The sequence below is a fragment of the Burkholderia sp. RS01 genome (genome assembly GCF_039748055.1).
Lineage (GTDB): Bacteria > Actinomycetota > Actinomycetes > Actinomycetales > Micrococcaceae > Arthrobacter.
In genome coordinates this window covers 88,812-110,776 of sequence record NZ_JBDLAK010000015.1, presented here as the reverse complement: position 1 = coordinate 110,776, position 21,965 = coordinate 88,812, and the positions used below count along the sequence as shown (strand labels likewise).

At 66.5% G+C, this 21,965-nt stretch carries 23 protein-coding genes and 1 riboswitch; of the genes, 4 read left to right on the top strand and 19 right to left on the bottom strand.

The features are described from left to right. Positions 1–47 precede the first annotated feature (47 nt). From lgt to hisI, 8 genes are all read right to left on the bottom strand, one after another. Complete coding sequence (lgt, locus tag ABFP37_RS14915) at positions 48–1,403, bottom strand: prolipoprotein diacylglyceryl transferase (RefSeq protein WP_347034029.1); 1,356 nt, start codon at positions 1,401–1,403, stop codon at positions 48–50. Positions 1,404–1,411: 8 nt separating this feature from the next. Continuing rightward, positions 1,412–2,215, bottom strand: a complete 804-nt coding sequence (gene trpA, locus ABFP37_RS14910; RefSeq protein WP_347034028.1) for a tryptophan synthase subunit alpha — start codon at positions 2,213–2,215, stop codon at positions 1,412–1,414. Then, a complete protein-coding gene (gene trpB, locus ABFP37_RS14905; RefSeq protein ID WP_347034027.1) occupies positions 2,212–3,528 on the bottom strand; it encodes a tryptophan synthase subunit beta in 1,317 nt (438 codons plus the stop codon). Before trpB ends, trpA begins: the two co-directional genes overlap by 4 nt. A gap of 96 nt (positions 3,529–3,624) precedes the next feature. Further along, a complete protein-coding gene (trpC, locus tag ABFP37_RS14900) occupies positions 3,625–4,443 on the bottom strand; it encodes an indole-3-glycerol phosphate synthase TrpC (protein WP_347034026.1) in 819 nt (272 codons plus the stop codon). A 2-nt stretch (positions 4,444–4,445) separates the two neighbouring features. Beyond that, positions 4,446–4,733 carry an HGxxPAAW family protein gene (locus ABFP37_RS14895; protein ID WP_078029741.1) on the bottom strand — a complete coding sequence of 96 codons (288 nt, stop codon included), beginning with the start codon at positions 4,731–4,733 and terminating at the stop codon, positions 4,446–4,448. Between the two features lie 96 nt (positions 4,734–4,829). Continuing rightward, the gene (locus ABFP37_RS14890) at positions 4,830–5,459 is read right to left on the bottom strand and encodes a Trp biosynthesis-associated membrane protein (RefSeq protein WP_078029740.1); all 630 of its coding nucleotides are present in this window, start codon (positions 5,457–5,459) and stop codon (positions 4,830–4,832) included. Further along, positions 5,459–7,075: an anthranilate synthase component I gene (locus ABFP37_RS14885; protein WP_347034025.1), complete on the bottom strand. Its 1,617-nt coding sequence runs from the start codon at positions 7,073–7,075 to the stop codon at positions 5,459–5,461. The genes ABFP37_RS14890 and ABFP37_RS14885 overlap by 1 nt, the downstream gene beginning before the upstream one ends. 121 nt (positions 7,076–7,196) lie before the next feature. Further along, positions 7,197–7,640, bottom strand: coding sequence for a phosphoribosyl-AMP cyclohydrolase (gene hisI / locus ABFP37_RS14880; protein WP_078029738.1), 444 nt, complete (start codon positions 7,638–7,640; stop codon positions 7,197–7,199). Positions 7,641–7,727: 87 nt separating this feature from the next. Here hisI and ABFP37_RS14875 point away from each other — a divergent pair, with 87 nt between their 5' ends. Next, on the top strand, positions 7,728–8,723 hold the full coding sequence (locus ABFP37_RS14875; RefSeq protein WP_347034024.1) for an NAD-dependent epimerase/dehydratase family protein: 996 nt from the start codon (positions 7,728–7,730) through the stop codon (positions 8,721–8,723). 83 nt (positions 8,724–8,806) lie between these two features. Here the strand turns inward: ABFP37_RS14875 and ABFP37_RS14870 are convergent, their stop codons facing one another. Then, a complete protein-coding gene (locus ABFP37_RS14870) occupies positions 8,807–9,826 on the bottom strand; it encodes a LacI family DNA-binding transcriptional regulator (protein ID WP_347034023.1) in 1,020 nt (339 codons plus the stop codon). 129 nt (positions 9,827–9,955) lie between these two features. On the opposite strand from ABFP37_RS14870, the gene ABFP37_RS14865 reads away from it, so the two are divergent. Together ABFP37_RS14865 and ABFP37_RS14860 are read left to right on the top strand one after the other, a co-directional pair. After that, entirely contained in the window at positions 9,956–11,134 is a 1,179-nt protein-coding gene (locus ABFP37_RS14865; RefSeq protein ID WP_347034022.1) for a Gfo/Idh/MocA family oxidoreductase, read from the top strand. Beyond that, positions 11,131–12,138, top strand: coding sequence for a sugar phosphate isomerase/epimerase (locus tag ABFP37_RS14860; RefSeq protein WP_078029735.1), 1,008 nt, complete (start codon positions 11,131–11,133; stop codon positions 12,136–12,138). Before ABFP37_RS14865 ends, ABFP37_RS14860 begins: the two co-directional genes overlap by 4 nt. A 34-nt stretch (positions 12,139–12,172) precedes the next feature. On the opposite strand, the gene ABFP37_RS14855 is transcribed toward ABFP37_RS14860, so the two are convergent. Continuing rightward, a complete protein-coding gene (locus ABFP37_RS14855) occupies positions 12,173–14,059 on the bottom strand; it encodes a hypothetical protein (RefSeq protein ID WP_347034021.1) in 1,887 nt (628 codons plus the stop codon). Between the two features lie 251 nt (positions 14,060–14,310). On the opposite strand from ABFP37_RS14855, the gene ABFP37_RS14850 reads away from it, so the two are divergent. Then, positions 14,311–14,955 carry a TIGR03085 family metal-binding protein gene (locus ABFP37_RS14850; RefSeq protein ID WP_078029733.1) on the top strand — a complete coding sequence of 215 codons (645 nt, stop codon included), beginning with the start codon at positions 14,311–14,313 and terminating at the stop codon, positions 14,953–14,955. Between the two features lie 74 nt (positions 14,956–15,029). Here ABFP37_RS14850 and hisF read toward each other — a convergent pair whose 3' ends face one another. The 9 genes from hisF to rpe form a co-directional block, all read right to left on the bottom strand. Further along, a complete protein-coding gene (gene hisF, locus ABFP37_RS14845; protein WP_078029732.1) occupies positions 15,030–15,806 on the bottom strand; it encodes an imidazole glycerol phosphate synthase subunit HisF in 777 nt (258 codons plus the stop codon). A gap of 67 nt (positions 15,807–15,873) precedes the next feature. Beyond that, on the bottom strand, positions 15,874–16,734 hold the full coding sequence (gene hisG / locus ABFP37_RS14840; RefSeq protein WP_078029731.1) for an ATP phosphoribosyltransferase: 861 nt from the start codon (positions 16,732–16,734) through the stop codon (positions 15,874–15,876). 57 nt (positions 16,735–16,791) lie between these two features. Beyond that, positions 16,792–17,055, bottom strand: a complete 264-nt coding sequence (locus ABFP37_RS14835) for a phosphoribosyl-ATP diphosphatase (RefSeq protein WP_056625926.1) — start codon at positions 17,053–17,055, stop codon at positions 16,792–16,794. Between the two features lie 118 nt (positions 17,056–17,173). After that, on the bottom strand, positions 17,174–17,656 hold the full coding sequence (gene ribH / locus ABFP37_RS14830) for a 6,7-dimethyl-8-ribityllumazine synthase (RefSeq protein WP_078029730.1): 483 nt from the start codon (positions 17,654–17,656) through the stop codon (positions 17,174–17,176). A gap of 18 nt (positions 17,657–17,674) precedes the next feature. After that, positions 17,675–18,376: a GTP cyclohydrolase II gene (gene ribA, locus ABFP37_RS14825; RefSeq protein WP_078029729.1), complete on the bottom strand. Its 702-nt coding sequence runs from the start codon at positions 18,374–18,376 to the stop codon at positions 17,675–17,677. After that, positions 18,373–19,086 carry a 3,4-dihydroxy-2-butanone-4-phosphate synthase gene (ribB, locus tag ABFP37_RS14820; protein ID WP_078029728.1) on the bottom strand — a complete coding sequence of 238 codons (714 nt, stop codon included), beginning with the start codon at positions 19,084–19,086 and terminating at the stop codon, positions 18,373–18,375. Before ribB ends, ribA begins: the two co-directional genes overlap by 4 nt. Beyond that, positions 19,083–19,724: a riboflavin synthase gene (locus ABFP37_RS14815; protein WP_347034020.1), complete on the bottom strand. Its 642-nt coding sequence runs from the start codon at positions 19,722–19,724 to the stop codon at positions 19,083–19,085. The genes ribB and ABFP37_RS14815 overlap by 4 nt, the downstream gene beginning before the upstream one ends. Then, a complete protein-coding gene (ribD, locus tag ABFP37_RS14810) occupies positions 19,724–20,884 on the bottom strand; it encodes a bifunctional diaminohydroxyphosphoribosylaminopyrimidine deaminase/5-amino-6-(5-phosphoribosylamino)uracil reductase RibD (protein ID WP_347034019.1) in 1,161 nt (386 codons plus the stop codon). Before ribD ends, ABFP37_RS14815 begins: the two co-directional genes overlap by 1 nt. Before the next feature lie 138 nt (positions 20,885–21,022). After that, positions 21,023–21,170, bottom strand: a riboswitch (FMN riboswitch). A 128-nt stretch (positions 21,171–21,298) separates the two neighbouring features. Next, the gene (gene rpe / locus ABFP37_RS14805; protein ID WP_078029726.1) at positions 21,299–21,955 is read right to left on the bottom strand and encodes a ribulose-phosphate 3-epimerase; all 657 of its coding nucleotides are present in this window, start codon (positions 21,953–21,955) and stop codon (positions 21,299–21,301) included. Positions 21,956–21,965 lie beyond the last annotated feature (10 nt).

Here is a 21,965-nt window from a genome sequence, read left to right as displayed (position 1 = left end):
GGGCGCTACAAGCGGTGGCTCTGGCTGCCCTGGTTGCCGGTGCTGAGCTAGCGTGTGCCGTCAGCTTCCGGCGCGGTTCCGGTGGCTTTGGTACCGGAATTTCCGGCGTCCGCTTCCCCGGCGGACGCATTGCCGCCGGTGGATGCCGGCACTGCTTCCGTTGGGGCAGAAGAGCGACTGGAACCGCTTTGGTTATCAGGCAGATTATCACGCGATTCACTATCTGAGACAACAGCGTCCGCATCACGGACAGGCTTGACGGCGGGCCCGGCGGCGGGGGCCGCGGCCGTGTCGCCCGCGGTGCGGGCCGCTCTGCGCCCCGCCGGCACGGGACCCACGGCGGCCGGTGCCTTGTCGCCGTCGTCGTCGGTTTGGTCTTCCTCAGCCGTCTTGTCCTCATTGACGGCGGCAACGGCCACGTTGTCGTCGTCGGCAGCCGCTTTGCCCTCGGCGGCAGTGGCTGCGTCACCGTCGACGGCGGCGGCCTCAGCCTCGGGGGCGGGCGCGCGGCCCGGAAGGTACGGGTCCTCGGGATCGCCGGCCTTGCGGCGGCCCAGCACGATAAACACGGCCAACGCTGCGACGAACACGAAAATGCTGGTCCAGACGTTCAGGCGGGTGGTGATGCCGAAGAGGCTGATCTGCTCCGCATCATCGATGCGCATGGCCTCGATCCAGACCCGGCCCAGCGTGTAGTACATGGCGTAGACGCAGAAGAGCCGGCCGCGGCGGAAGTGGAACCTGCGGTCCAGGGCCAGCAGGATGACCACACCCATGAGGTTCCACAGGGATTCGTACAGGAAGGTGGGGTGGAACAGCGTGTCGGCCGGGAAGCCCTGCGGGAAGTTCGCGTTGTCGGAGTCCACCTGAAGCCCCCAGGGCAGGGTGGTGGGGCCGCCGAACAGCTCCTGGTTGAAGTAGTTCCCCCAGCGGCCCACCGCCTGGGCGAGCAGCAGTCCGGGCGCCGCGGCGTCCAGGAAGGCCGTGAGCTTGACCCCGGCCCGCCGGCAGCCGATCCAGGCACCGAAGGCACCGAGCACCACGGCGCCCCAGATTCCGAGGCCGCCGCGCTGGATCTGCGGAATCAGGGAGAGGTCGCCGGTGCCGTTGAATCCCGGACCGAAGTAGGCGTCCGGGGAGGAAAACACGTGGTAGAGCCGGCCGCCGATGATGCCGAACGGAATGGCCCAGATGACGATGTCCCAGACGCTGCCCTCCGGTGTTCCGCGCTTGGCCCAGCGGACCGACGTCAGCCACAGGCCGACGACGATCCCGGCAAGGATGCACAGGGCGTAGGCGTGGATGCGCAGCGAACCCCACGGCAGCGGGATGTCGAAGCCGGACCAGTCCGGGCTCGGAATGCTCGCGGGGACCATGGCGGCCGCGGTGAGGAACGTCTGCATGTTGGAGGTTACTTCCTGGTCAGTCCGGCGCTGAGGTCTTTGGTGAGGCTGGCCACGGCGTCCACTCCGCCGTCACGGATGGCGGACACGAGGGCTGTTCCCACGATCACGCCGTCGGCGTAGGCGGCGATTTCCGCCACCTGGTCGGCGTTGGACACTCCGAGGCCCACGCACACACGCTCCGCGCCGGCGTGCTTGGCTGCTGCCACCACGCCCTTGGCCGCCGTGCTCACCGACGAGCGGGCGCCGGTGACCCCCATGATGGAAACGGCGTACACAAAGCCGCGGCTTGCCTCGACGGTCCGCCGCATGCGCTCGGGCGATGATGACGGCGCCACCAGGAACACCCGGTCCAGCCCGTACTTGTCCGAGGCGTCCATCCACTCGGCGGCCTCATCCGGAATGAGGTCGGGGGTGATCAGGCCGGCTCCCCCGGCTTCGGCCAGGCGCCGCGAAAACTCGTCCACGCCCATCCGGACCACGGGGTTCCAGTAGGTCATGACCAGGACGGCAGCGTCGGTTTCGGCCGTAATGCCGGCAACGACGTCGAACACCTGGCGGACGGAGAACCCCTTTGCCAGCGCCTCGGTGGTGGCGGCCTGGATGACCGGGCCGTCCATGACCGGGTCAGAGTAGGGAATGCCGATCTCGATGAGGTCCGCGCCGTTGCGCGCGAGGGCAATGCCGGCGGCGATGGTGTCCTCGACGCTGGGGTATCCGGCGGGCAGGTAGCCGATCAGGGCCGCCCGCCCCCCGGCCCGGGCCTTGTCAATGGCGATCGCCGATTTGCTGGTCATCTGCGCGGTGCTCACAACTGTTCCCCTTCCTTGCCGATGGCTGCCTCTGCGGAGTCCTTGTCCAGGAGGTCGAACCACTCGGCGGCTGTTGCCACGTCCTTGTCGCCGCGGCCGGACAGGTTGACCACCACGATCTTGTCCGACGCATCGCCTTCGGCGGCCAGCCGCTGCCCCACCTTGATGGCGCCGGCGAGGGCGTGGGAGGACTCGATGGCCGGAATGATGCCCTCGGTGCGGCACAGGAGCCGGAAGGCCTCCATGGCTTCGCTGTCCGTGATGGGCTCGTAGCTGACCCGTCCGATGTCGGCGAGGTAGGAGTGCTCCGGCCCGACGCCGGGGTAGTCCAGCCCCGCCGAGATGGAGTGGGATTCGATGGTCTGGCCGTCGTCGTCCTGCATGAGGTACGAGCGGGCGCCGTGCAGCACGCCGGGCTTGCCGAGCGTGATGGTGGCCGCGTGCCGGCCGGTGTCCACGCCGTCGCCGCCGGCCTCGAAGCCGTAGATCTTGACCGAGGGGTCGTCCAGGAAGCCGTGGAAGATGCCGATGGCGTTGGAGCCGCCGCCGATGCAGGCGCAGACGGCGTCCGGCAGGCGGCCGGTCTGCTCCAGGATCTGCGCGCGGGCCTCCTCGCCGATGACCTCGTGGAAGTAGCGGACCATCGCCGGGAACGGGTGCGCGCCGGCGGCCGTGCCCAGCAGGTAGTGCGTGTTTCCGACGTTCGCCACCCAGTCGCGGAGCGCCTCGTTGATGGCATCCTTGAGGGTCTGCGAGCCGTTGGTGACCGGCACGACGGTTGCCCCGAGCAGCTCCATCCGGGCCACGTTCAGTGCCTGGCGGCGGCAGTCTTCGGCGCCCATGTAGACGACGCATTCGAGTCCGAGCAGTGCGGCGGCCGTGGCGCTGGCCACGCCGTGCTGGCCTGCGCCGGTTTCGGCGATGACGCGGGTCTTGCCCATGCGCTTGGCCAGGAGGGCCTGGCCCAGCACGTTGTTGATCTTGTGCGAGCCCGTGTGGTTGAGGTCTTCGCGCTTGAGGAAGACCCGGACTCCCCCGGCGTGCTCGGCGAACCGCTTCGCCTCGGTCAGGAGGGAGGGCCGGCCGGAGTAGTTCCTATTGAGATCGGCGATCTGCGCGGTGAACTCGGGATCGGCCTTCGCCTTTTCAAAGGTGTCTTCGAGTTCGTCGAGGGCCGCGATCAGTGATTCAGGCATCCATCGGCCCCCGTAGGAGCCGAAGTAGGGTCCCGGAGCGTGACGCAGCGACGTGCCTCCCTGCAGGAATGCATCCACCGAACCTTCGTCAGAGCCGGCTGTTGGCGCTTCGGCCATCAGTCTCACCATCCTGTTCACTTTTCACTGATTGATGTCATGCACCATCCCGCCGCCAAACTTTGCGGAGCGGGTGGTGCCACGGTTGGTCGGAGCTCAGACCCGCGCGGCGATCGCTGCCGCCCCGGCCGCGGTGAACTCCGCAATGCGTTCCCGCGGCGTGGCGTCGCTGACGAGCGCCTCCCCCACGAGTATGGCGTTGGCGCCGTGCGCCGCGTAGTGCGCGACGTCGTCGGCGCCCCTGACGCCGGACTCCGCAACCACAACTGCGCCGGCCGGAATGCTTCCGGCGAGTGTGTCGAAAACGGAGCGGTCGACGTCGAGCGTCTTGAGGTTGCGCACGTTGACGCCGATGATCCGGGCCTCGGCAGCCACCGCACGTTCGACTTCCTCCGGCGTGTGCGTTTCCACGAGCACGTTCATGCCGAGTTCACGGCTGAGGGCACTGAATTCGCGCAGCTGCTGGTCGGACAGGGACGCCACGATCAGCAGGATGAGGTCCGCGCCGTGGGCGCGGGCTTCCCAGATCTGGTACTCGTCCAGGGTGAAGTCCTTGCGGAGCAGCGGGACGTCCACCCGGTCACGGACCACGTCCAGATCCGCGAGCGAACCGTTGAAGCGGCGCTGTTCCGTGAGCACGCTGATAACGGCGGCGCCGCCGTCGGCGTACTGCTGGGCCAGCGAGGCCGGGTCAACGATGTTCGCGAGATCGCCCTTGGACGGGCTCCGGCGCTTGATCTCTGCGATGACCTTGAGATGCTCGCGCGTGGCGGACGGGCCGTCGAGGGCAGCCCAGGCATCGCGTGCCGGAGCCGCTGCCAGTGCGCGGTCCTTCAGTTCCGCGAGGGACACGAGACGCTTGCGGGCCTCCATGTCCTCCCTGACACCGGCATTGATGTCGTCGAGAACCGTCACGGTTAGTGGCCGGTGTTCTTCAGCTTGCTGCCGCCCACGCCGTAGCCCGCTTTGCGCATGATGAAGCCGGCCAGCAGGCCGAGGACCATGATCGCCGCGCCGGCCACGAAGATGGGGGTGTTGGCGATGACGAAGGCGATGGAGGCGATGAGGGCGCCGATCAGCATGACGATCACGCAGGTCCAGGCCGCAGGGCTGTTGCCGTGGCCAAGATCGATGCTGTGGTCGATGCCGTGGTGGGTCTTGGGGGCCGCCGCGGGCTTGGTACCGGAAACAGTGGCTTTGCTCATGTGAATCTCCTCAGGATCAATACTGCTTACATTCTGCCATTTTTTGGCTCGGCCTTCGGCATCGCTGGCAGGCGCGCGCCTCCGTGACGCTCCCCGTCAGGTGGGGTCGTCGCCGCGGGAGAGCCGGTCCCAGCTGTCGATCTCGTCCACCGGGCCGGACTGGGCGGCGGCACCCTGCGCGGCGGCATCGTACTTGGTCCGCGTCTTCCAGTACCGCCCAGCCGGAATCACCAGCAGTCCGCACAGCGCCAGGAGCGAACCGGCGACGACGGCGAGGACCGGAAACGCGGTGACACTCACGTCAGCGCTGCTCCCGCTGACGCCGGTGGCCGCGGCGATGGAGCCCTGCGCGGCCGCCAGCGGATCCGCGAGGACGGTCGCGGCGGCGGTGATGATGCCCGCTGCCGCCAGGACGACGATGGCCGTGATGATCCAGCGTGCGATCTTGCCGGCGATGGACGCGGCGAGGCCGCCTGCAAGGGCGACGAGGGCAAGGGCCGTTACCGTGGTGGCGGCCTTGCTGCCCTGGACCTGGAGTCCGCCCTGGCCCGTGGCCTGGCCCAGTTGCTGGGGGTCCAGGTTGACGGTCATCCAGGTCTGGGTGGTGGTGCCGAAGACCGCCAGCGCGATCGCGGCGATGAGCAGGACCAGCGTGGACTTGCGTGCCCACGCCGGCGTGCTGCTGCGGGCCTTGGCCTGCGCGCCGGAACTTGCCGGAACCGCCATCAGGATTCCGCCCCGGCGGACGCCGTCCCTGTTGATGTTCCCGTTGACCGGGTACCGGTTGATCCGGCCTCGGTGACCGACTCCGGCGTGATGTTGTGCAGCGAGCCCGCGGTGTGGACGGCCCGGAGGGGTGCGGCCGCCTTGTTGACGGTTTCCTGCGCTTCGGCGGCTTTGACCGAGTCCGCAACGATGCCGCCGCCGGCCTGGACGTAGGCCCGCCCTTCCCGCAGCAGCGCGGAGCGGATGGCGATGGCCATGTCCATGTCGCCGGCGAAGTCCAAATAGCCCACCACGCCGCCGTAGATTCCGCGGCGGTGCGGCTCGAGCTCGTCGAGGAGGCGCAGGGCGCGGGGTTTCGGCGCGCCGGACAGCGTTCCCGCCGGGAAGGTGGCCTTAAGGACGTCATAGGCCTTAGCCGACGGGGCCAGCCGGCCCACCACCGTGGACACGAGGTGCATGATGTGGCTGAACCGCTCCACCTCCATGAACTGTGTGACGTCCACGGAGCCCGCCACGCACACCTTGGAAAGGTCGTTCCGGGACAGATCCACGAGCATCAGGTGTTCGGCGCGTTCCTTCTGGTCCGCGAGGAGTTCTTCGGCGAGTGCCTTGTCCGCATCCACGGTCTTGCCGCGGGGCCGGGAACCGGCGATGGGGTGGGTGATGACGTCCTCGCCCGTGACCGTCACGAGCGCCTCGGGTGAGGAGCCGACGATCGAGTATTCGCGCCCGGCCGCATCTTCCAGGCTGAAGATGTACATGTACGGGCTCGGGTTGGTGTTGCGGAGCACGCGGTAGACGTCCAGCGGGGAGGCTCCGCACTCCATCTCGAAGCGGCGAGAAATGACCACCTGGAAGACTTCCCCGTCCACGATCGCCTCCTTGCCCCGGTCAAGAGCGGCCAGGTAGTCAGTTTCATCCCACCGTTCCTGGACGCTGGCGGCAAAATCGAGGGCGGCAGGTTCCAGCACAGACACCGGCTGGGTCACGGGCGTGCTGACGCGGGCGAGGAGTTCCTTGACGCGGCGGACGGCGTCGTGCCAGGCCTCATCCACCCGTTCGGAGCTGTTGTCGAAGTTGATGGCGTTGGCGATGAGCAGCACGGTGCCGTCCATGTTGTCGTGGACGGCCATGTCCGTGACGAGGTTCAGTGCCATTTCGGGAAGCTGCAGGTCGTCTTCAGGCGGGCTGGTCAGTTTCTCCCAGTGGCGGACTGTTTCCCAGCCGAGGAAGCCTACGAGGCCGGAAGTGAAGGGCGGCAGGTCGTCGAAACGGTCGGTGCGCAGGGCATCGATCGTGTCACGGATGGCATCCACCGGGTTTCCGTCCACCGGAACGCCGGCAGGCGGCTCGCCGAGCCAGTGGGCCTGGCCGTCCTTGGTGGTGAGCGTGGCCCGGGAACGGGAGCCAATGAAGGAATAGCGGGACCAGGCGCCGCCGACAGCCGCGGACTCCATGAGGAACGTGCCCGGCTGGCCCTGTGCCAGTTTCCGGTACAGCCCGATCGGAGTTTCGGCATCCGCCAGCACCTTGAGCCGGACAGGGATGACGCGGCTGTGCCCGGCGAGTTCACGGAATTCTTCGAGGCCTGGGCTGATGATTCCTAGGTCCTGCATGGCTATTGGTTCTCCGTCTGTTCTGGGATGGTTCCTGGGTTCGCAGGCGGGATGCCTGATCATCGGACGCAGGGGCTGGCCTGGCGTTCCCCGTCCGCTTGGGTGGCCTTAGCCGCCCGGGCTAGTCTGCAGAGCCTGCCACGACGTCCAGGGTCCGGCCGTCGAAGCACGTTCGCGTTCCAGTGTGGCACGCAGCGCCGACCTGGTCGACCCTCACCAAGAGGGCGTCGCCGTCGCAGTCAAGGGCCACGGACTTCACCCACTGCACGTGGCCGGAGGTATCCCCCTTGCGCCAGTACTCCTGGCGCGAGCGGGAGTAAAAGGTGACCCGACCGGTGGTCATGGTGCGGTTGAGGGCTTCGTCGTCCATCCAGCCCAGCATGAGCACCTCGTGGGTGTCGAACTGCTGCACGATGGCGGCGACAAGGCCGGCGCTGTCCCGCTTGAGGGCTGACGCAATGTCGGCCGGAAGAGGGCCTCCGGAAAGCTGGGCACCCGCGGCAGTGCCGGCGTCGGCACGAAGGGGTGAACCGGAAGTGGGGCTGGGGGCGGGCTGCTCAGACATCAGATCAAGTCTAGTGCCCATCGCCGGGCCCCGGCACAAACGGCCCGCCGGGTCCCCACGGGGCCGCTTCTTTGGTTGGATGTCACTATGAAACTTCTTATCCTCGGAGGCACCGCCTGGCTTGGTCATGAGGTTGCCCGCCAGGCGGTCGGACGCGGCCACGACGTGACGTGCGTGACCAGGGGTGTATCAGGATCCGTTCCTGACGGTGCGTCCCATGTTCAGTCAGACCGGGATGACGACCACGGTCTTGCGGCCGTGGCCGCCGTGCACTGGGACGCGGTTTTGGACGTGTCCCGCCAACCGGGCCAGGTGAAGCGTGCGGTGCGGGACCTGGGGTCGGCTGGCCACTACGTCTTTGTGTCCTCGGCCAGCGTTTACGCGGATCACGGACCCCTGGGACAGGACGAGGATGCCCCGCTGCTGCCTCCGCTCGAGTCTGAGGTCATGGAGACCATGGAGACGTACGGTGAGGCGAAGGCCGCGTGCGAGAAGGCCGTCCTCGACGGACTGGGAGCCGGGCGGTGCATGATCGCCCGGGTGGGGCTCATCGGGGGCCCGGGAGACATCTTCGGCCGCACAGGGTACTGGCCGATGCGCTTTGCCAACCCCTCGGTTGAAGACGGAACGGTGCTCGTGCCTGATGCACCGTCGCTTCCCGTGCAGGTCATTGATGTCCGGGACCTCGCTGCCTGGCTGGTTCAGAACTGCGACAGGCAGCTGGGTGGTTTCTACAACGCCACTGGAGAGACACATTCCTTCGCCGAGCACATAGCTGCTGCCCGGGAATTAGCCGGCCACCGAGGACAGCTCGCCGCGGCCGACGCCGAGTGGCTTCATGGGCATGGTGTCGGGGAATGGGCCGGCCCGAAGTCCCTGCCCCTGTGGCTGAGTGACCCGGACTGGCAAGGCATGAACGCCCGCTCAAACGTACGGGCGAAGGACGCCGGACTGGTGCTTCGCCCGCTCGCGCAAACGCTTCGTGACACGCTGGAATGGGAAGAAAGCACAGGAATCGAGAAGCCGCGCCGCGCCGGCCTCACCCAAGACGAGGAAGCAGAACTCATCACCGAGCTGGGCTAAGGCGCGCCCCGGAACACGGTGGCCGGCCTGATCAAATAAGCGGGCTACCAGCGGGCTACCCGCCCAGGGTCGGCTCGTGCTCCTTACAGGGCGGCCGTGGAGGCCCTGATGACCAGGTCCGGTTCCACCAGCATGGTTCCAACCGGCGCCGCCGGGTCTTCCATGCGATTCAGCAACGCCTTCGCCGCCCCGGCTCCGACTTCAGCGTTGCGGCCATCGATCGTGGTGAGCCGCAACAGGTTGGCCGACGCCAACGGCGAATTGTCGTAGCCGATGAGCGACAGATCCTCCGGGATGCGCCGCCCCTTGTCCCGGGCCACGCCCGCCGCGCCGAGGGCCATGGTGTCGTTTGCAGCAAAAATGGCGGTGAGTGAGGGGTTTTCGTCCAGCAGTTTCAGCGCCGCCTGGTAACCGTCAGACTCCGTGGTGAGCCCGTGGCCCTGGGCGGCGTGCGGCCGCAGCCCGCGTTCCCGCATCGCGGCGTCGAACCCCTGGGCACGCAGTCGGGCCGCACCTCCCCCACCGGTGATATGCCCGATGTGCCGGTGGCCCAGGCCGATCAGGTGCTCGGTGGCGAGACGGCCGCCCACAAGGTCGTCGTTGGCCACGATGTCGGCTCCGGGAACCACGATGTCCCGGTTTCCGGCGACAACCGCGGGAACGTCCAAAGCCGCGAACATATCCTCGGTTGGCTCGGTTGCGATCACGATGCCGTCCACGCGCAGCGACATGAGTCCGTCCACGGCGGTCCCGTCAAGGTGGGCATTGAACGAAGGATCAGCGACGGCCACCCGAAAACCGAGAGGCGCGAGTTGATCGTGCAATCCGGCCAACAGGCTGACAAACCAAAGGTTCCGATAATCGTCCAGGACCACGCCAATGGTGCGGGACCTATTGCCGGCCAGGGTTGCCGCGGCGCGGCTGGGGCGATAGTTCAGCCGTTCAATGGCCTCCTCGACGGCCGCGCGGCGCGCCGGGGAAACACCGGGGGCACCCCGCAAGACCAACGAGACTAGGGACTTTGAAACCCCAGCCGCGGAGGCCACGTCATAAATGTTCGGGCGTCTGCCGATCTCCTGCGTCACCCTGCCATTGTCACCCATCCTCTCCTACTTTGGGATATTGACAGGACAAAGTTCCGGCTCTATCGTGTTCTGGAGCGCTCCATTTTTATCCCATCTTGATAGCGGCCAAGCCGCGCAAACTCGGCTGAGTTTCGAAGGAGAAAACCAATGCCCAAAGATATCGGCGTCGCCGTCATAGGGGCAGGCATGGCCGGCAAAGCCCATGCAGCTGCCTACCGCACCGCGTCCGCACTGTACAACCCCGTTCTTCCGCCGATTCGCCTCGTCTCGATCGGCGACGTCAATGCCGAATTCGGCTCGCTGGCCGCACGCCGCTTTGGCTACGAGCGCAACGACACGTCATGGCAGGCAATCGCCGAGGCCGATGACATCGACGTCGTCAGCGTGGTTATCGCCAACTCCCTCCACCGCGAAGTCGTGGAGGGCCTGCTCGCCGCCGGCAAGCACGTGCTGTGCGAGAAGCCGCTGAGCGACTCACTGGAAGACGCCCGCGCCATGGCCGATGCGGCCCGCAACGCCGCCAGCATCGCCCGCATTGGCTTTACCTTCCGCCGCACCCCCGGCATCGCCTACATCCGGGACCTCATCCGCACCGGCGTCCTCGGCAAGGTGCTGCACTTCAGCGGCCGTTACTGGACCGACTACGGCTTCAGCCCGTCCGCTCCCATGAGCTGGCGCTATAAGGGCGGGCCCGGCTCCGGTGCCCTTGCCGACGTCGGAAGCCACCTGGCCTACGTCTCCGAGTTCCTGTGCGGCGACATCAAGTCCATCAGCGGCGGCCGCCTCAGCACGGCGATCGACAAGCGGCCCCTGCCGCTGGGCGCAGTCATCGGGCACGACCACGCTGCCGTCAGCGACACCTTCGAGGCCGTAGAGAACGACGACTACGCAGCATTCAACGCGGAGTTCGAAAACGGTGCCGGCAGCTTTGAGGTCTCCCGTGTTGCCGCCGGCCACGCCAACAGCCTCAACTTCGAGGTGTTCTGCGAGAATGGTGCCGCCAAGTTTGACCAGCGCCGCCCCTCTGAAATTCAGCTCTTCCTCAACGACGGATCCGGCAACGAGAACGGCTACCGCCAGGTGATCCTCGGCCCGGGCCACCCCTACATCGCCGGCGGCCTGGCCATGGACGCCCCCGAGGTCGGCTTCGGCCAGAACGACGCGTTCGGCTACCAGGCCCGCGCATTCCTCGAAGAGGTTGCCGGCCTCAGTGAGGAAGAATCCCTGCCCCGCTGCGCCAGCTTCGACGAAGGCGTGCGCAACATGGAACTGCTCGGCGCCGTCACGGAATCCGCGCTCAACAACGGAAAGAAGATCGCGCTATGAAGCTCGGCGTCTACAACGCTATCCTGCACGACCGGCCGCTTCCCGAGGCCCTCAAGGTCATCGCGGACCTCGGGCTGACCGGCATCGAAATCAACACGGGCGGATTCCTGCCGGCCGTCCACGTCCCCACCTTCGATGACATTCTGGAAAGCGATGCGGCACGGGACGACTATCTGGCCATTTTCGAGGGCACCGGAGTGTCAATTGCCGGCCTGAACTGCAACGGCAACCCGCTGCACCCCAACCGCGCCATCGGCGACAAGCACGCCGAGGACATCCGCCGGTCCATCCGCCTCGCGCACCGGCTGGGACAGCACCGTGTCGTGACCATGTCCGGGCTTCCCGGCGGGGAACCCGGAGCCACCGTGCCGAACTGGATCGTCAACGCGTGGAACTCGGCCGCCCTGGACGTGCTCGACTACCAGTGGGGCATCGCCGCGGAGTTCTGGAAGGAAACCGACCGGCTCGCCCGGGATCTGGACGTCAAGGTGGCCCTGGAACTGCACCCGCAGAACCTCGTGTTCAACCCCGCCGATGTGCACAAGCTCGTCGAACTCACCGGCGCTACCCACGTTGGCGTCGAACTCGATGCGTCGCACCTGTTCTGGCAGCAGATGGACCCGGTGGCCGTCATCCGTGAACTGGGACCGCTCGTCTTCCAGGCCGCGGCCAAGGACGTGCGGGTCAACAAGGAAACTGCCGCCATCTACGGCGTCCTCGACAACCGCTTCCGGAGGTTGTCCCCCGAAGAGAACCGCACAAACCTCGGCGGCGACGAGTGGGCCAACGAATGGCCGAAGCCAGCCGCGTGGGACTTCGTCGCCCTCGGCAAGGGCCACGACGTCGCGTACTGGACCGAGTTCCTCCGTGCCCTCCACGAAGTGGATCCCAACATGCTCGTCAACATCGAGCACGAAGATGTCGAACTGGGCCGGATCGAGGGCCTCGAGGTAGCCGCCAAGGTTCTCAAAGAAGCCGACGCCGCCCTGAGCGTCTCTGCCTGACAGGCGTTGGGCCGCCACGGCGCCCCAACGTCGCCTAGGCATGCCGGAGGATCGTGACGTCGGATGTTCTCTGTGGCGTCTGCTCCGTCACCGGCCCGGGCTTCGGGCTCCGAGCGGTGGACTCAATGCGGCTTACCCGATCGGCGAGCAGGGACGATGTCCAATAGTTCCCGTGTTTTTCAATGAGCCCGTCAGGGCCCGGTTCGGGAATTTCACGGTTCACCGCGCACGGCACTTTGGAGGAGATAGCGTCGGTACTTCGCCAGAAATTGGTCCATGAAGCGACATTCCGTCTTGTAGCCCTGAGGTCCTCCAGCGTAAAAAAGGCCGGAAACAGCGTTGAATAAAGAGTCATCAACGGGCACCCGCAGGTGATCAAGTGGACTCGATTTTCGTCGATGGGCAGAAGTCCGGCGCGGATCAGCCAAGCGCAAATCACGGATCCCTGGCTGTGCCCTATGAGAACCACGGTGTGCTGGGGGTGGCGGCCCATTTCCAGCCGGATGCCGGCCACAACGCGCCTGCGATACGAAACGCCCGCCAGTGGATGGTTACGGATGGGCCAGAAACCAACCACGTCGGCCACGAGACGCGTCTTGGACGTGATCTCCGGAAACTGACCGACGACGGTTGCCAGCAGGACGACGTACGAAAGCCCGTGGCTGCTGCCGATGAGGAACTCCAGAGCACGTGAAGCTTCTCCTGCCCGGGCTGTCAGGAAGCCGGCAACCATGAGGAACACCAAGGACCCTCCCATGAACCCCGCCGTTACCTTCGGCAACAACTCCCCAAGGCGATGGACCGCCGATCGTTGCAGTTCGGCGCGGAGTTTCAGTGGCCTGGGCCATCGCTCGTTCGGCCCGAACCTCTCCCGCGCAGCAATTTCCCAGCTGAGTCCAAGAATGGCGAGCACCCCAAGGCAGTACACCGGGACCATGTCCAGCAGGTTGTCCTTGAACGTTCCGGTGTCGTCGGCCGAGACGAGGAGCGTGACCGCATCCTTCTGCAGTTCCACGGGCATGCTCGGGAATGCAAGAGCCCGCAAAAGCCACATCAGGTCCGAGGCGGCTATCCTCAGCAGGCCTCCGAGTGCGTGCATCATGACCATGGAGACGATCAGGGCCAAGGCTGCTGCGGCGTATTGCCGCCTCATGCTGCTGAAGCGGATTCTTGCACGAGCTCCGTCTGCTTCGGCAGGAGCGTCGTCACTGGCAATCTCCTTGCGCCCCACACCCATGTAAAGGAGCAGGATGATGCCGGCCAGGCCATAGGCGGCGAGTGTCGATCCGACCACCACGACGAGCATCGGATTGAGTCGGAACGCCGGATCGAGGCCCAGCCCGTCAAGCCAGCCGGACAGATAGCGGCCGCTCAGGAAATAACCGGTCACCAAGGCGGAAAGCACGTTAGCCGCCAACACGGGCAGCTTTGGACCAGGATCCCGTACGTCGTTGGCATGGCGGATTTCGGATGCCCGGTACAACATCACCAAGGCGAGGCCGGCAGACACCACCAGTGGAATAGCCCCTCCGATGCTCTTGTCGGCACTGTCGATGGGAGTGAATGAAAAGACCGTTTCCGCTATCACCGCGGCCCAGGCCACCTGGGCCGCCGTCAGGAGCAGTCCGCCGGCGAAGGCCACGAGTGCGAAGAACCGCGAGCTCCCCCTGGGCGGCCTCATGTAGCCGATCACGTTCGCAAGCGTGAATGGAAGCGCCACGTACCAGAAGAAACCCCTCGTGAACTCCTTGTTGGACCGCGCCCAGTTGATAATGCGGACTCTGTGGTCCGGCAAGGCGGGCGCTGTGGTGACTTCACTGGCCGGATTCAGTCGTTCAAACCGCGGACGCCCCAAGGCATCAAGCAGTTCCTTGTTGCCTATCCCGTGAACTCTGATTTCAACAATGTCGGCGGGCCCCATGCTGATCACACTTCTGAAGTCGTCATCTTGACAGCGGATCGGTCATTTGATGCGTCCGGTCTACTCGCGGCACGGGACCCTGTCAACAAGCCAATTGCCGCCAACACGACCGAACTATTCCTCCCGAGGTGGGTGCGTTCCCCGCATGCCGCACGCCACTGCACGACGCACGGGCCGGTGTACAGAACGGGACAAATTCACGCGCGGACACACTGCGCAAGTCCCGCGGGGACGTGCTAGTTTCACAAGTGATGCATTTCGTCGATCCGTCCCGAGAAGTCCTGGCCGAAACCCTGTTGGCGGCCGGTCCTGACTCCCCCACGCTCTGCAGGGGCTGGAAGACCAAGGACCTGGCAGCTCACCTGTACCTCCGCGAGCGTAAGGCGGCCGTCGGGCTGGGGCTGGTCATCAAGAGCCTGTCCAAGGCGTCCGATAAAGCCACGGCAAAGCTCGCCGCGAAAATCCAGACCGCCGACGAATACACGGAGCTGGTGAACACCTTCCGGGCCGGTCCGCCCGTCCTGTCGCCGATGAAAATCAAGGCGCTGGATGAGAGCTCCAACCTCATCGAATACTTCGTCCACACCGAGGACGTCCGGCGCGCCGTCGACCGCTGGGCGCCGCGGGCCCTCGACGAAGAATACTCGGATGCGCTGTGGGATGAACTGGTCAAGCGCGCCGCCATCCTGTATCGGGGCGTTGACCTCGGCATCGTCCTGGTGTGTCCCTCGGGCCCGCGCCACGTCGCCAAACGGGCGCCCGTGTCGGTTGCCATCGTGGGCGAGCCCGGCGAACTGCTCATGCACGCCCACGGCCGCACGCGCCATGCGCTGGTCACCTTCGAAGGCCAGCCGGACGCCGTCGCGCTTCTTCAGTCCGCCGAAGTGGGCCTTTAACAAAGCAACGCGGGGTCAGATATCGCCCAATGAACAGGGTTTATTGGGCGATATCTGACCCCGCGTTGCAGTTTCTAGCGGACCTCGAACCCAGCCTCGCGGATTGCGGCCTTGACCCGCGACATCATGTCATCCGGGCCCCAGTGGAAGATGGACGCGGCGAGCACGGCATCGGCGCCGGCCTGCACGGCGGGCGCGAAGTGCGCAGGCTCACCGGCACCGCCGGAGGCGATGATCGGAACCTTGACCGCGGCCCGGACCAGCCGGATGAGCTCGAGGTCGAACCCGTCCTTGGTGCCGTCGGCGTCGATCGAGTTGAGCAGGATTTCCCCGACGCCGCGGTCGGCGGCTTCCTTAGCCCAGGCGACGGCGTCGATGCCGGTGCCCTGGCGGCCGCCGTGGGTGGTGACCTCAAAGCCCGACGGCGTGGGCTGGGCCCCGGGGCGGGTGCGGCGGGCGTCCACGGACAGCACCAGCACCTGGGAGCCGAAGTGGCGCGTGATCTCGTCGATGACGTCCGGCCGGGCCACTGCTGCAGTGTTGATGGAGGCTTTGTCTGCGCCGAAGCGGAGCAGCTTGTCCACCTCGGCCACGCCGCGCACGCCGCCGCCGACGGTCAGCGGAATGAATACTTCCTCGGCCGTGCGCCGGACGACGTCGAACGTGGTTTCCCGGTTGCCCGACGACGCGGTCACGTCCAGGAAGGTCAGCTCATCCGCGCCGGCGTTGTCGTAACGGTGCGCGAGCTCCACGGGGTCTCCGGCGTCGCGGAGCCCTTCGAAGTTGATGCCCTTGACCACGCGGCCGGCATCAACGTCCAGGCACGGGATAACGCGGACGGCTACAGCCATGACTTCTCCTGTTGTACTGCAGAGGTTGCTTTTGGACTGCCGGCGGGGCGGCGCCGGCGGCAGCGGGTCAGATGCGGCAGGCGTGGATGCTGCTGACCAGGATGGCGCGGGCGCCGAGGTCGTACAGCTCATCCATGATCCGGTTGGTTTCCTTCTTCGGCACCATGGACCGGACGGCAACCCAGTCCGAATCGCGCAGCGGCGACACCGTGGGCGACTCGAGTCCGGGGGTCAGCGCGGCGGCCTGTTCGACGAGTTCCTTGCGGATATCGTAGTCCATCAGCACATACTGGCGCGCCACGAGGACACCCTGGAGGCGACGGATCAGCACTTCGATTTCCTTCGCCGTGCCGTTCGCGGCTCCCCTCTCGCCGGTGCGGCGGATAAGGACGGCCTCGGACTTGAGGATGGGCTCGCCGAAGATCTCCATGCCGGCGGCCTTGAGCGTGTTGCCGGTCTCGACGACGTCGGCAATCGCGTCAGCGACGCCCAGCCGGACCGAGGACTCGACAGCGCCGTCCAGGCGGACCACCCTGGCCTTGACGCCGCGGTCCGCCAGGTAGTCACGCAGGAGGCCGTCGTAGCTGGTGGCGAGCCGCTTGCCTTCGAGCTGCTCCAGGCTGGAGAAGTCACCGATCGGGCCGGCGAAGCGGAAAGTGGAAGCGGCGAATCCGAGCGGAAGCAGTTCCTCGGCCTCAACCTGCGCGTCCAGGAGGAGGTCGCGGCCGGTGATGCCGACGTCGAGGGTTCCCTGCCCCACGTATACGGCGATGTCGCGGGGGCGGAGGAAGAAGAATTCAATGTCATTGTCCGGGTCCACCATGACCAGCTCGCGGCTATCGCGGCGCTGGCGGTAGCCGGCCTCGGAGAGCATGGCGGAGGCGGCTTCGGACAGGGATCCCTTATTGGGTACGGCTACACGCAGCATTGGAGGTCTTTCTGGGGTTGGAAGTCTTGGATCAGCAAACGGGCCACGCGGACGCGGCTACAGATGCTTGTAGACGTCTTCCAGGCTGAGTCCTTTTGCAAGCATCAGAACCTGCAGGTGGTACAGGAGCTGCGAGATCTCTTCGGCAGCGGCGTCGTCGGATTCGTACTCCGCAGCCATCCAGACTTCAGCTGCTTCCTCCACGACTTTCTTGCCGATGCCGTGGATTCCGGACTCCAACTCGGCAACGGTGCGGGAGCCCTCCGGGCGGGTGGCTGCCTTCTCACTGAGCTCTGCGAACAGCGTCTCGAAATTCTTCACGCCCTCCAGCCTACTTGCTCCGGGCCGGACGCCGCCTGTCGGGCCGTTGCATGACGGCGGGGATGTGAGCGAATACACACGGCGTGCGCTTCCGCACCCATCCCCGCCCGGCGCAGTATCAGTACTGCTTGAGCAGCAGCGCGGTGGTCAGCGCGGCGGTGACTGCCTCGTGGCCCTTGTCTTCGGTGGAGCCCGGCAGCCCGGCCCGGTCCAGGCCCTGCTGTTCGGTGTCACATGTCAGCACGCCGAACCCGACCGGGACGCCCGTGTTGACGCTGACGTCGGTAAGTCCCGACGTCGCGGCCTGGCAGACGTAGTCAAAGTGCGGCGTTCCGCCGCGGATGACGACGCCGAGGGCAACGACGGCGTCGAAGTGCGGTGCCAGCCGCGCGGCGGCCACCGGCAGCTCGAAGCTGCCCGGCACGCGGACGACCGTTGGCTCGTTGATGCCGGCGTCCTTGGCGGCCCGGAGGGCTCCGTCCAGGAGTCCGTCCATGATCTCGGTGTGCCAGCTGGCGGCAACGATGGCCAGCTTCAGCTGCGAGGTTTCCGCAGGGTTGAGGGTGGTGAGGTCGATCTGGGGTGCGCCGTGTCCGCTCATAAAGTGATCCTGATCCGTTCAGTCTTGTTCGTGTTCAAAAGTGTTGGTGCCGCTGCCGGGCACGCCTGCGGCCTGGGCGTCCAGGGTGAGCAGGTGGTCCATGCGGTCCTTCTTGGTCTGCAAGTACCGGATGTTCTGTTCGCGGGAGGGCACCTCGGTGGGGACCATCTCCACGACCGTCACGCCCGCCTTGGCCAGGCGGTTCTGCTTGTCCGGGTTATTGCTCAGCAACCGGATCTCATGCAGGCCCATCTCGGCCAGGATCTGCGCGGCGGCGTTGTAGCACCGCGCGTCGACCGGCAGTCCGAGCTGTTCGTTGGCCTCGACCGTATCGAAGCCCGCCTCCTGCAGGGCGTAGGCCTTGATCTTGTTGGCCAGGCCGATTCCGCGGCCTTCCTGGCCGCGGAGGTACAGGAGGGTGCCGCCGTTGGCCTCGATCAGCTCCAGGGCGTACGCAAGCTGCTCGCCGCAGTCGCAGCGGTAGGAGCCGAAGACGTCCCCGGTCAGGCATTCCGAATGCAGGCGCACCAGGGGCGCCTTCCCGTCCCGGGGAGGGTTGGGTGAGCTGACCGCGAGGTGCTCTGCGCCGGTGACCAGATCGGTCCATGCCTGCGTCACGAAGTTCCCGAACGCACCGGGCAGCTGGACCACGGGTCCGGCACTCACGGGATGCGGGGTCCGCCCGTTGCTGCTGGCCTCCGTTGCTTGAGATGCCGTCATCGTCTTTCTCCTTCTCCGGCCGGACTCGCTTCCGGACTGCTCTCCTGTGAAGATACATGGTCGTTCGCCTCGAGGTACGCTACGAGGTCCTCAATCGAAATCAAGGGGCAACCATGCTCGGCGGCGAAAACGCGCAGGCCGTCCAGCCGCATCATTTCGCCGTCGTCGTACACAACCTCTGCGATCACGCCCACCGGTTCCAGGCCGGCGAGCCGGCATAGTTCCACGGCCGCTTCGGTGTGGCCGGGGCGTTCACGCACTCCCCCCTTAACGGCCCGCAGCGGAAAAATATGCCCGGGGCGCGTCAGGGTTTCAGGGCCGCTGCCCGGATCGGCGATGACCCGGGCAGTCAGTGCCCGGTCCGTGGCCGAGATTCCGGTGCTTACTCCCGTGGCGGCGTCGCACGAGACGGTGTAGGCGGTGCCCTTCGCGTCCTCGTTGACCTGCACCATGGGAGGCAGTGCCAGCGCGTCGGCACGCGCACCGTCAAGCGGCACGCAGATGACACCCGAGCTGTAGCGGATGGTCCATCCCATCAGGGATGGAGTGGCATGCTGCGCCGCGAAGATGATGTCCCCTTCGTTTTCGCGGTCCTCGTTGTCGACCACCAGCACGGGCCGTCCCGCTGCCATCGCCTGCACTGCCTCCTCGATGGGATCGAGGGTCAGGGTGCCTGAAGCGGCCGGGTCAAGCCTTGCCGCCGCGCTCACAGCTGGTCCTCCGCCACTTCGGTGCCGCGCCCGGTGAACGCCAGCAGGCGTTCGGTGTACTTTGCCAGCACGTCCACCTCCAGGTTCACCCTGCTGCCGGTAGCCTTGGCGCCCAGGCCGGTATCGGCGAGCGTGGTGGGGATGAGGCCCACCTCGAACCAGGGCGCGGTTTCGGCAGCGGGGCTGACGGCCGTGACCGTGAGGGAAACGCCGTCAATGGCGATTGACCCCTTTTCCGCGATGTAGCGTGCGAGCCTCAGCGGCACACCGAAGCGCAGCCGCTCCCAGTTTCCCTGGGCTTCGCGTTCGAGGAGTTCGCCCACCCCGTCCACGTGCCCCTGCACGACGTGTCCGTCGAGGCGGCCGCCTGCCGGAACACATCGCTCCAGGTTGACGGCGTCACCGGCGGAAAGTTCGCCGATGGTGCTGCGGACGAGGGTCTCCCCCATGACATCCACGCTGAAATCCTTGCCGTCGATCGCCGTGGCGGTCAGGCACACGCCGTTGACGGCGATGGATCCGCCCAGCGGCAATCCGTCAGCGGTTCCGGGGGCGTGGAGACGCAGCGTTGCGCTCGTGTCGCCGTTCCGGTCCACGGACAGGACCTTTCCCTGTTCGGCAATAATTCCGGTGAACATCAGTAGCCTCCCGTGGCTGTGCCCGCTGCTGCGCGGGCCGGTAGTGAATCGGTTGGGGTTGACTGGGCCGCTGACGGCGGCCGCGTTGCTTCATCTGGTCGGGCTGGCCTTTCCGGCAGCAGGTGCAGCCGCAGGTCGCTTCCCAGCACCTGGACGGCGCCGCCGGAGGCGGCATCCCACTCCCAGCGCTGGGCGTCGGCAAGCGTTCCGATGCCCAGGCCGTTGAGGGCGGGTGTCCCGGATCCAAGCAGCGTGGGCGCCAGGTAGACGATGAGTTCGTCCACGAGTCCTGCGCCGAGGAAGGCGCTCAGGATCCTGGAGCCGCCCTCCACCATGACGTGCCGCGCCCCCGCCTCAAACAGCAGAGCCAGGGCTCTCTGGGGATCGCGGGTGGGCAGGTGCAGGACCTTGCCGTCGTCACCGCGCACCGCGGCGTCCGGCGGAACGTCCCGAAGCCCCATGACGGCACGCAGCGGCTGTTCGCCGGAGGCTTCACCGTTGACGTCCCTCGCCGTGAGCCGCGGGTTGTCCACCAGGACTGTCTGCGTGCCGACGAGGATGGCGTCGATCCGGCGCCGGATGGCGTGGTTGTCGGCCAGCGATTCCGGGCAGGAAATCCACTGGCTCGTTCCGTCCTCGGCAGCGATCCGGCTGTCCAGCGTCTGGGCAATGTGCAAGGTGACGAAGGGACGCTTCGCCTCGACGGCCAGGAACCAGCGGCGGTTCAGTTCGAACGCACGCTCGGCAGCCAATCCGCTGCGAACGCTGACGCCGGCATTCCGGAGGGTCGCTGCCCCGCCGGCCGCGGGATCGTGGGGGTCGTCGACGGCGTACACAACGCCGGTTATTCCGGCGTCGATGATCGCCTGCGCGCAGGGTCCCGTGCGGCCAATGTGGTTGCAGGGTTCGAGCGTGACCACCATGGTGGCCCCGCGGAGATCCACGCCGGCGCTGATCGCCGTCGCGATCGCATCGGCTTCGGCATGGGCGGTGCCGGCTCCCCGGTGGTAGCCCGTCGCCAGGCGCCGGCCGTCAGGACCGACGACGACGGCCCCCACCAAGGGATTGGCACCGCGCGGCCCCTGCAGGGCGGCGTCCAAAGCTGCTTCCATCGCGGCGGTTTCGGCGGCGCTGAAGGCGTGGATCGGCTGGCTGCCCACTATGAAACCGCCGGATCCGGCGACACGGTACGGGTGTCCATGCGAGTGTGTCGTTCCTTCCCTCTAGAACCTCTATGGCTCCGGGGGTATACGACAGCGAAATGCTGCGACGCCCGTGGGACGTCACAAAATACAGCTGTACGCGCTTCTCTCATCCAGACTTTAACTGTCGGTACCGGAATTTCACCAGTTCAACCGTCCGCCGGGTTTTCCTGGGAAAACGCCGGCTCGCGGGTCGCGGACTGTCACCGCCGGTTCGGACTTACACCGACCCCGGAGCACGTAATGTGTGTTGCTATTGTGGCACAACCTTGCGGATGGTCCGTGTATTCCCGGCCATGGGAGGTCACAGAATCCGTAACGTGGCCCAGCACGGATGCGGCCTGCCAGCCGCTGTCCCCCTTCCGGGAGTCCCTAGACGGTTCCGGCCTTCCGGAGCCGGTCGATTGCCTCGGACGGGTCCGCCGCACCGTAGACGGCCGATCCTGCCACGAACACGTTGGCGCCGGCCTCCGCGGCACGGAGGATGGTTTCCTCGGTGATGCCGCCGTCCACCTGGAGCGCGACGTTGACGCCGGATCCTTCGATGGCGGCACGCGCCCGGCGGATTTTCGGCAGCGTGAGGTCCAGGAACGCCTGCCCGCCGAATCCGGGCTCCACGGTCATGATCAGGAGCATGTCCAGCTCCGGGAGCATGTCCAGGTACGGCTCAACGGGGGTGGCGGGACGCAGGGCCATGCCGGCCTTTGATCCGCGCCCGCGCAGTTCCCGGGCCAGTTTGACGGGGGCGATCGACGCCTCCGCGTGGAACGTCACGGAGGCCACTCCGGCGTCCGCGTAGCCTGGGGCCCAGCGGTCAGCATCGGCGATCATGAGGTGCACATCCAGGGGGACCGGGCTGACGGCCTGGATCCGCTGCACCACGGGGAGCCCGATGGTCAGGTTGGGGACGAACTGGTTGTCCATCACGTCCACGTGCACCGAATCGGCGTTGCTGATTCTCTGCAGCTCGGCTTCAAGGTTCACAAAGTCGGCGGAGAGGATGCTCGGGTTGATGCAGCACTGCGGCATGCGGGGTCCT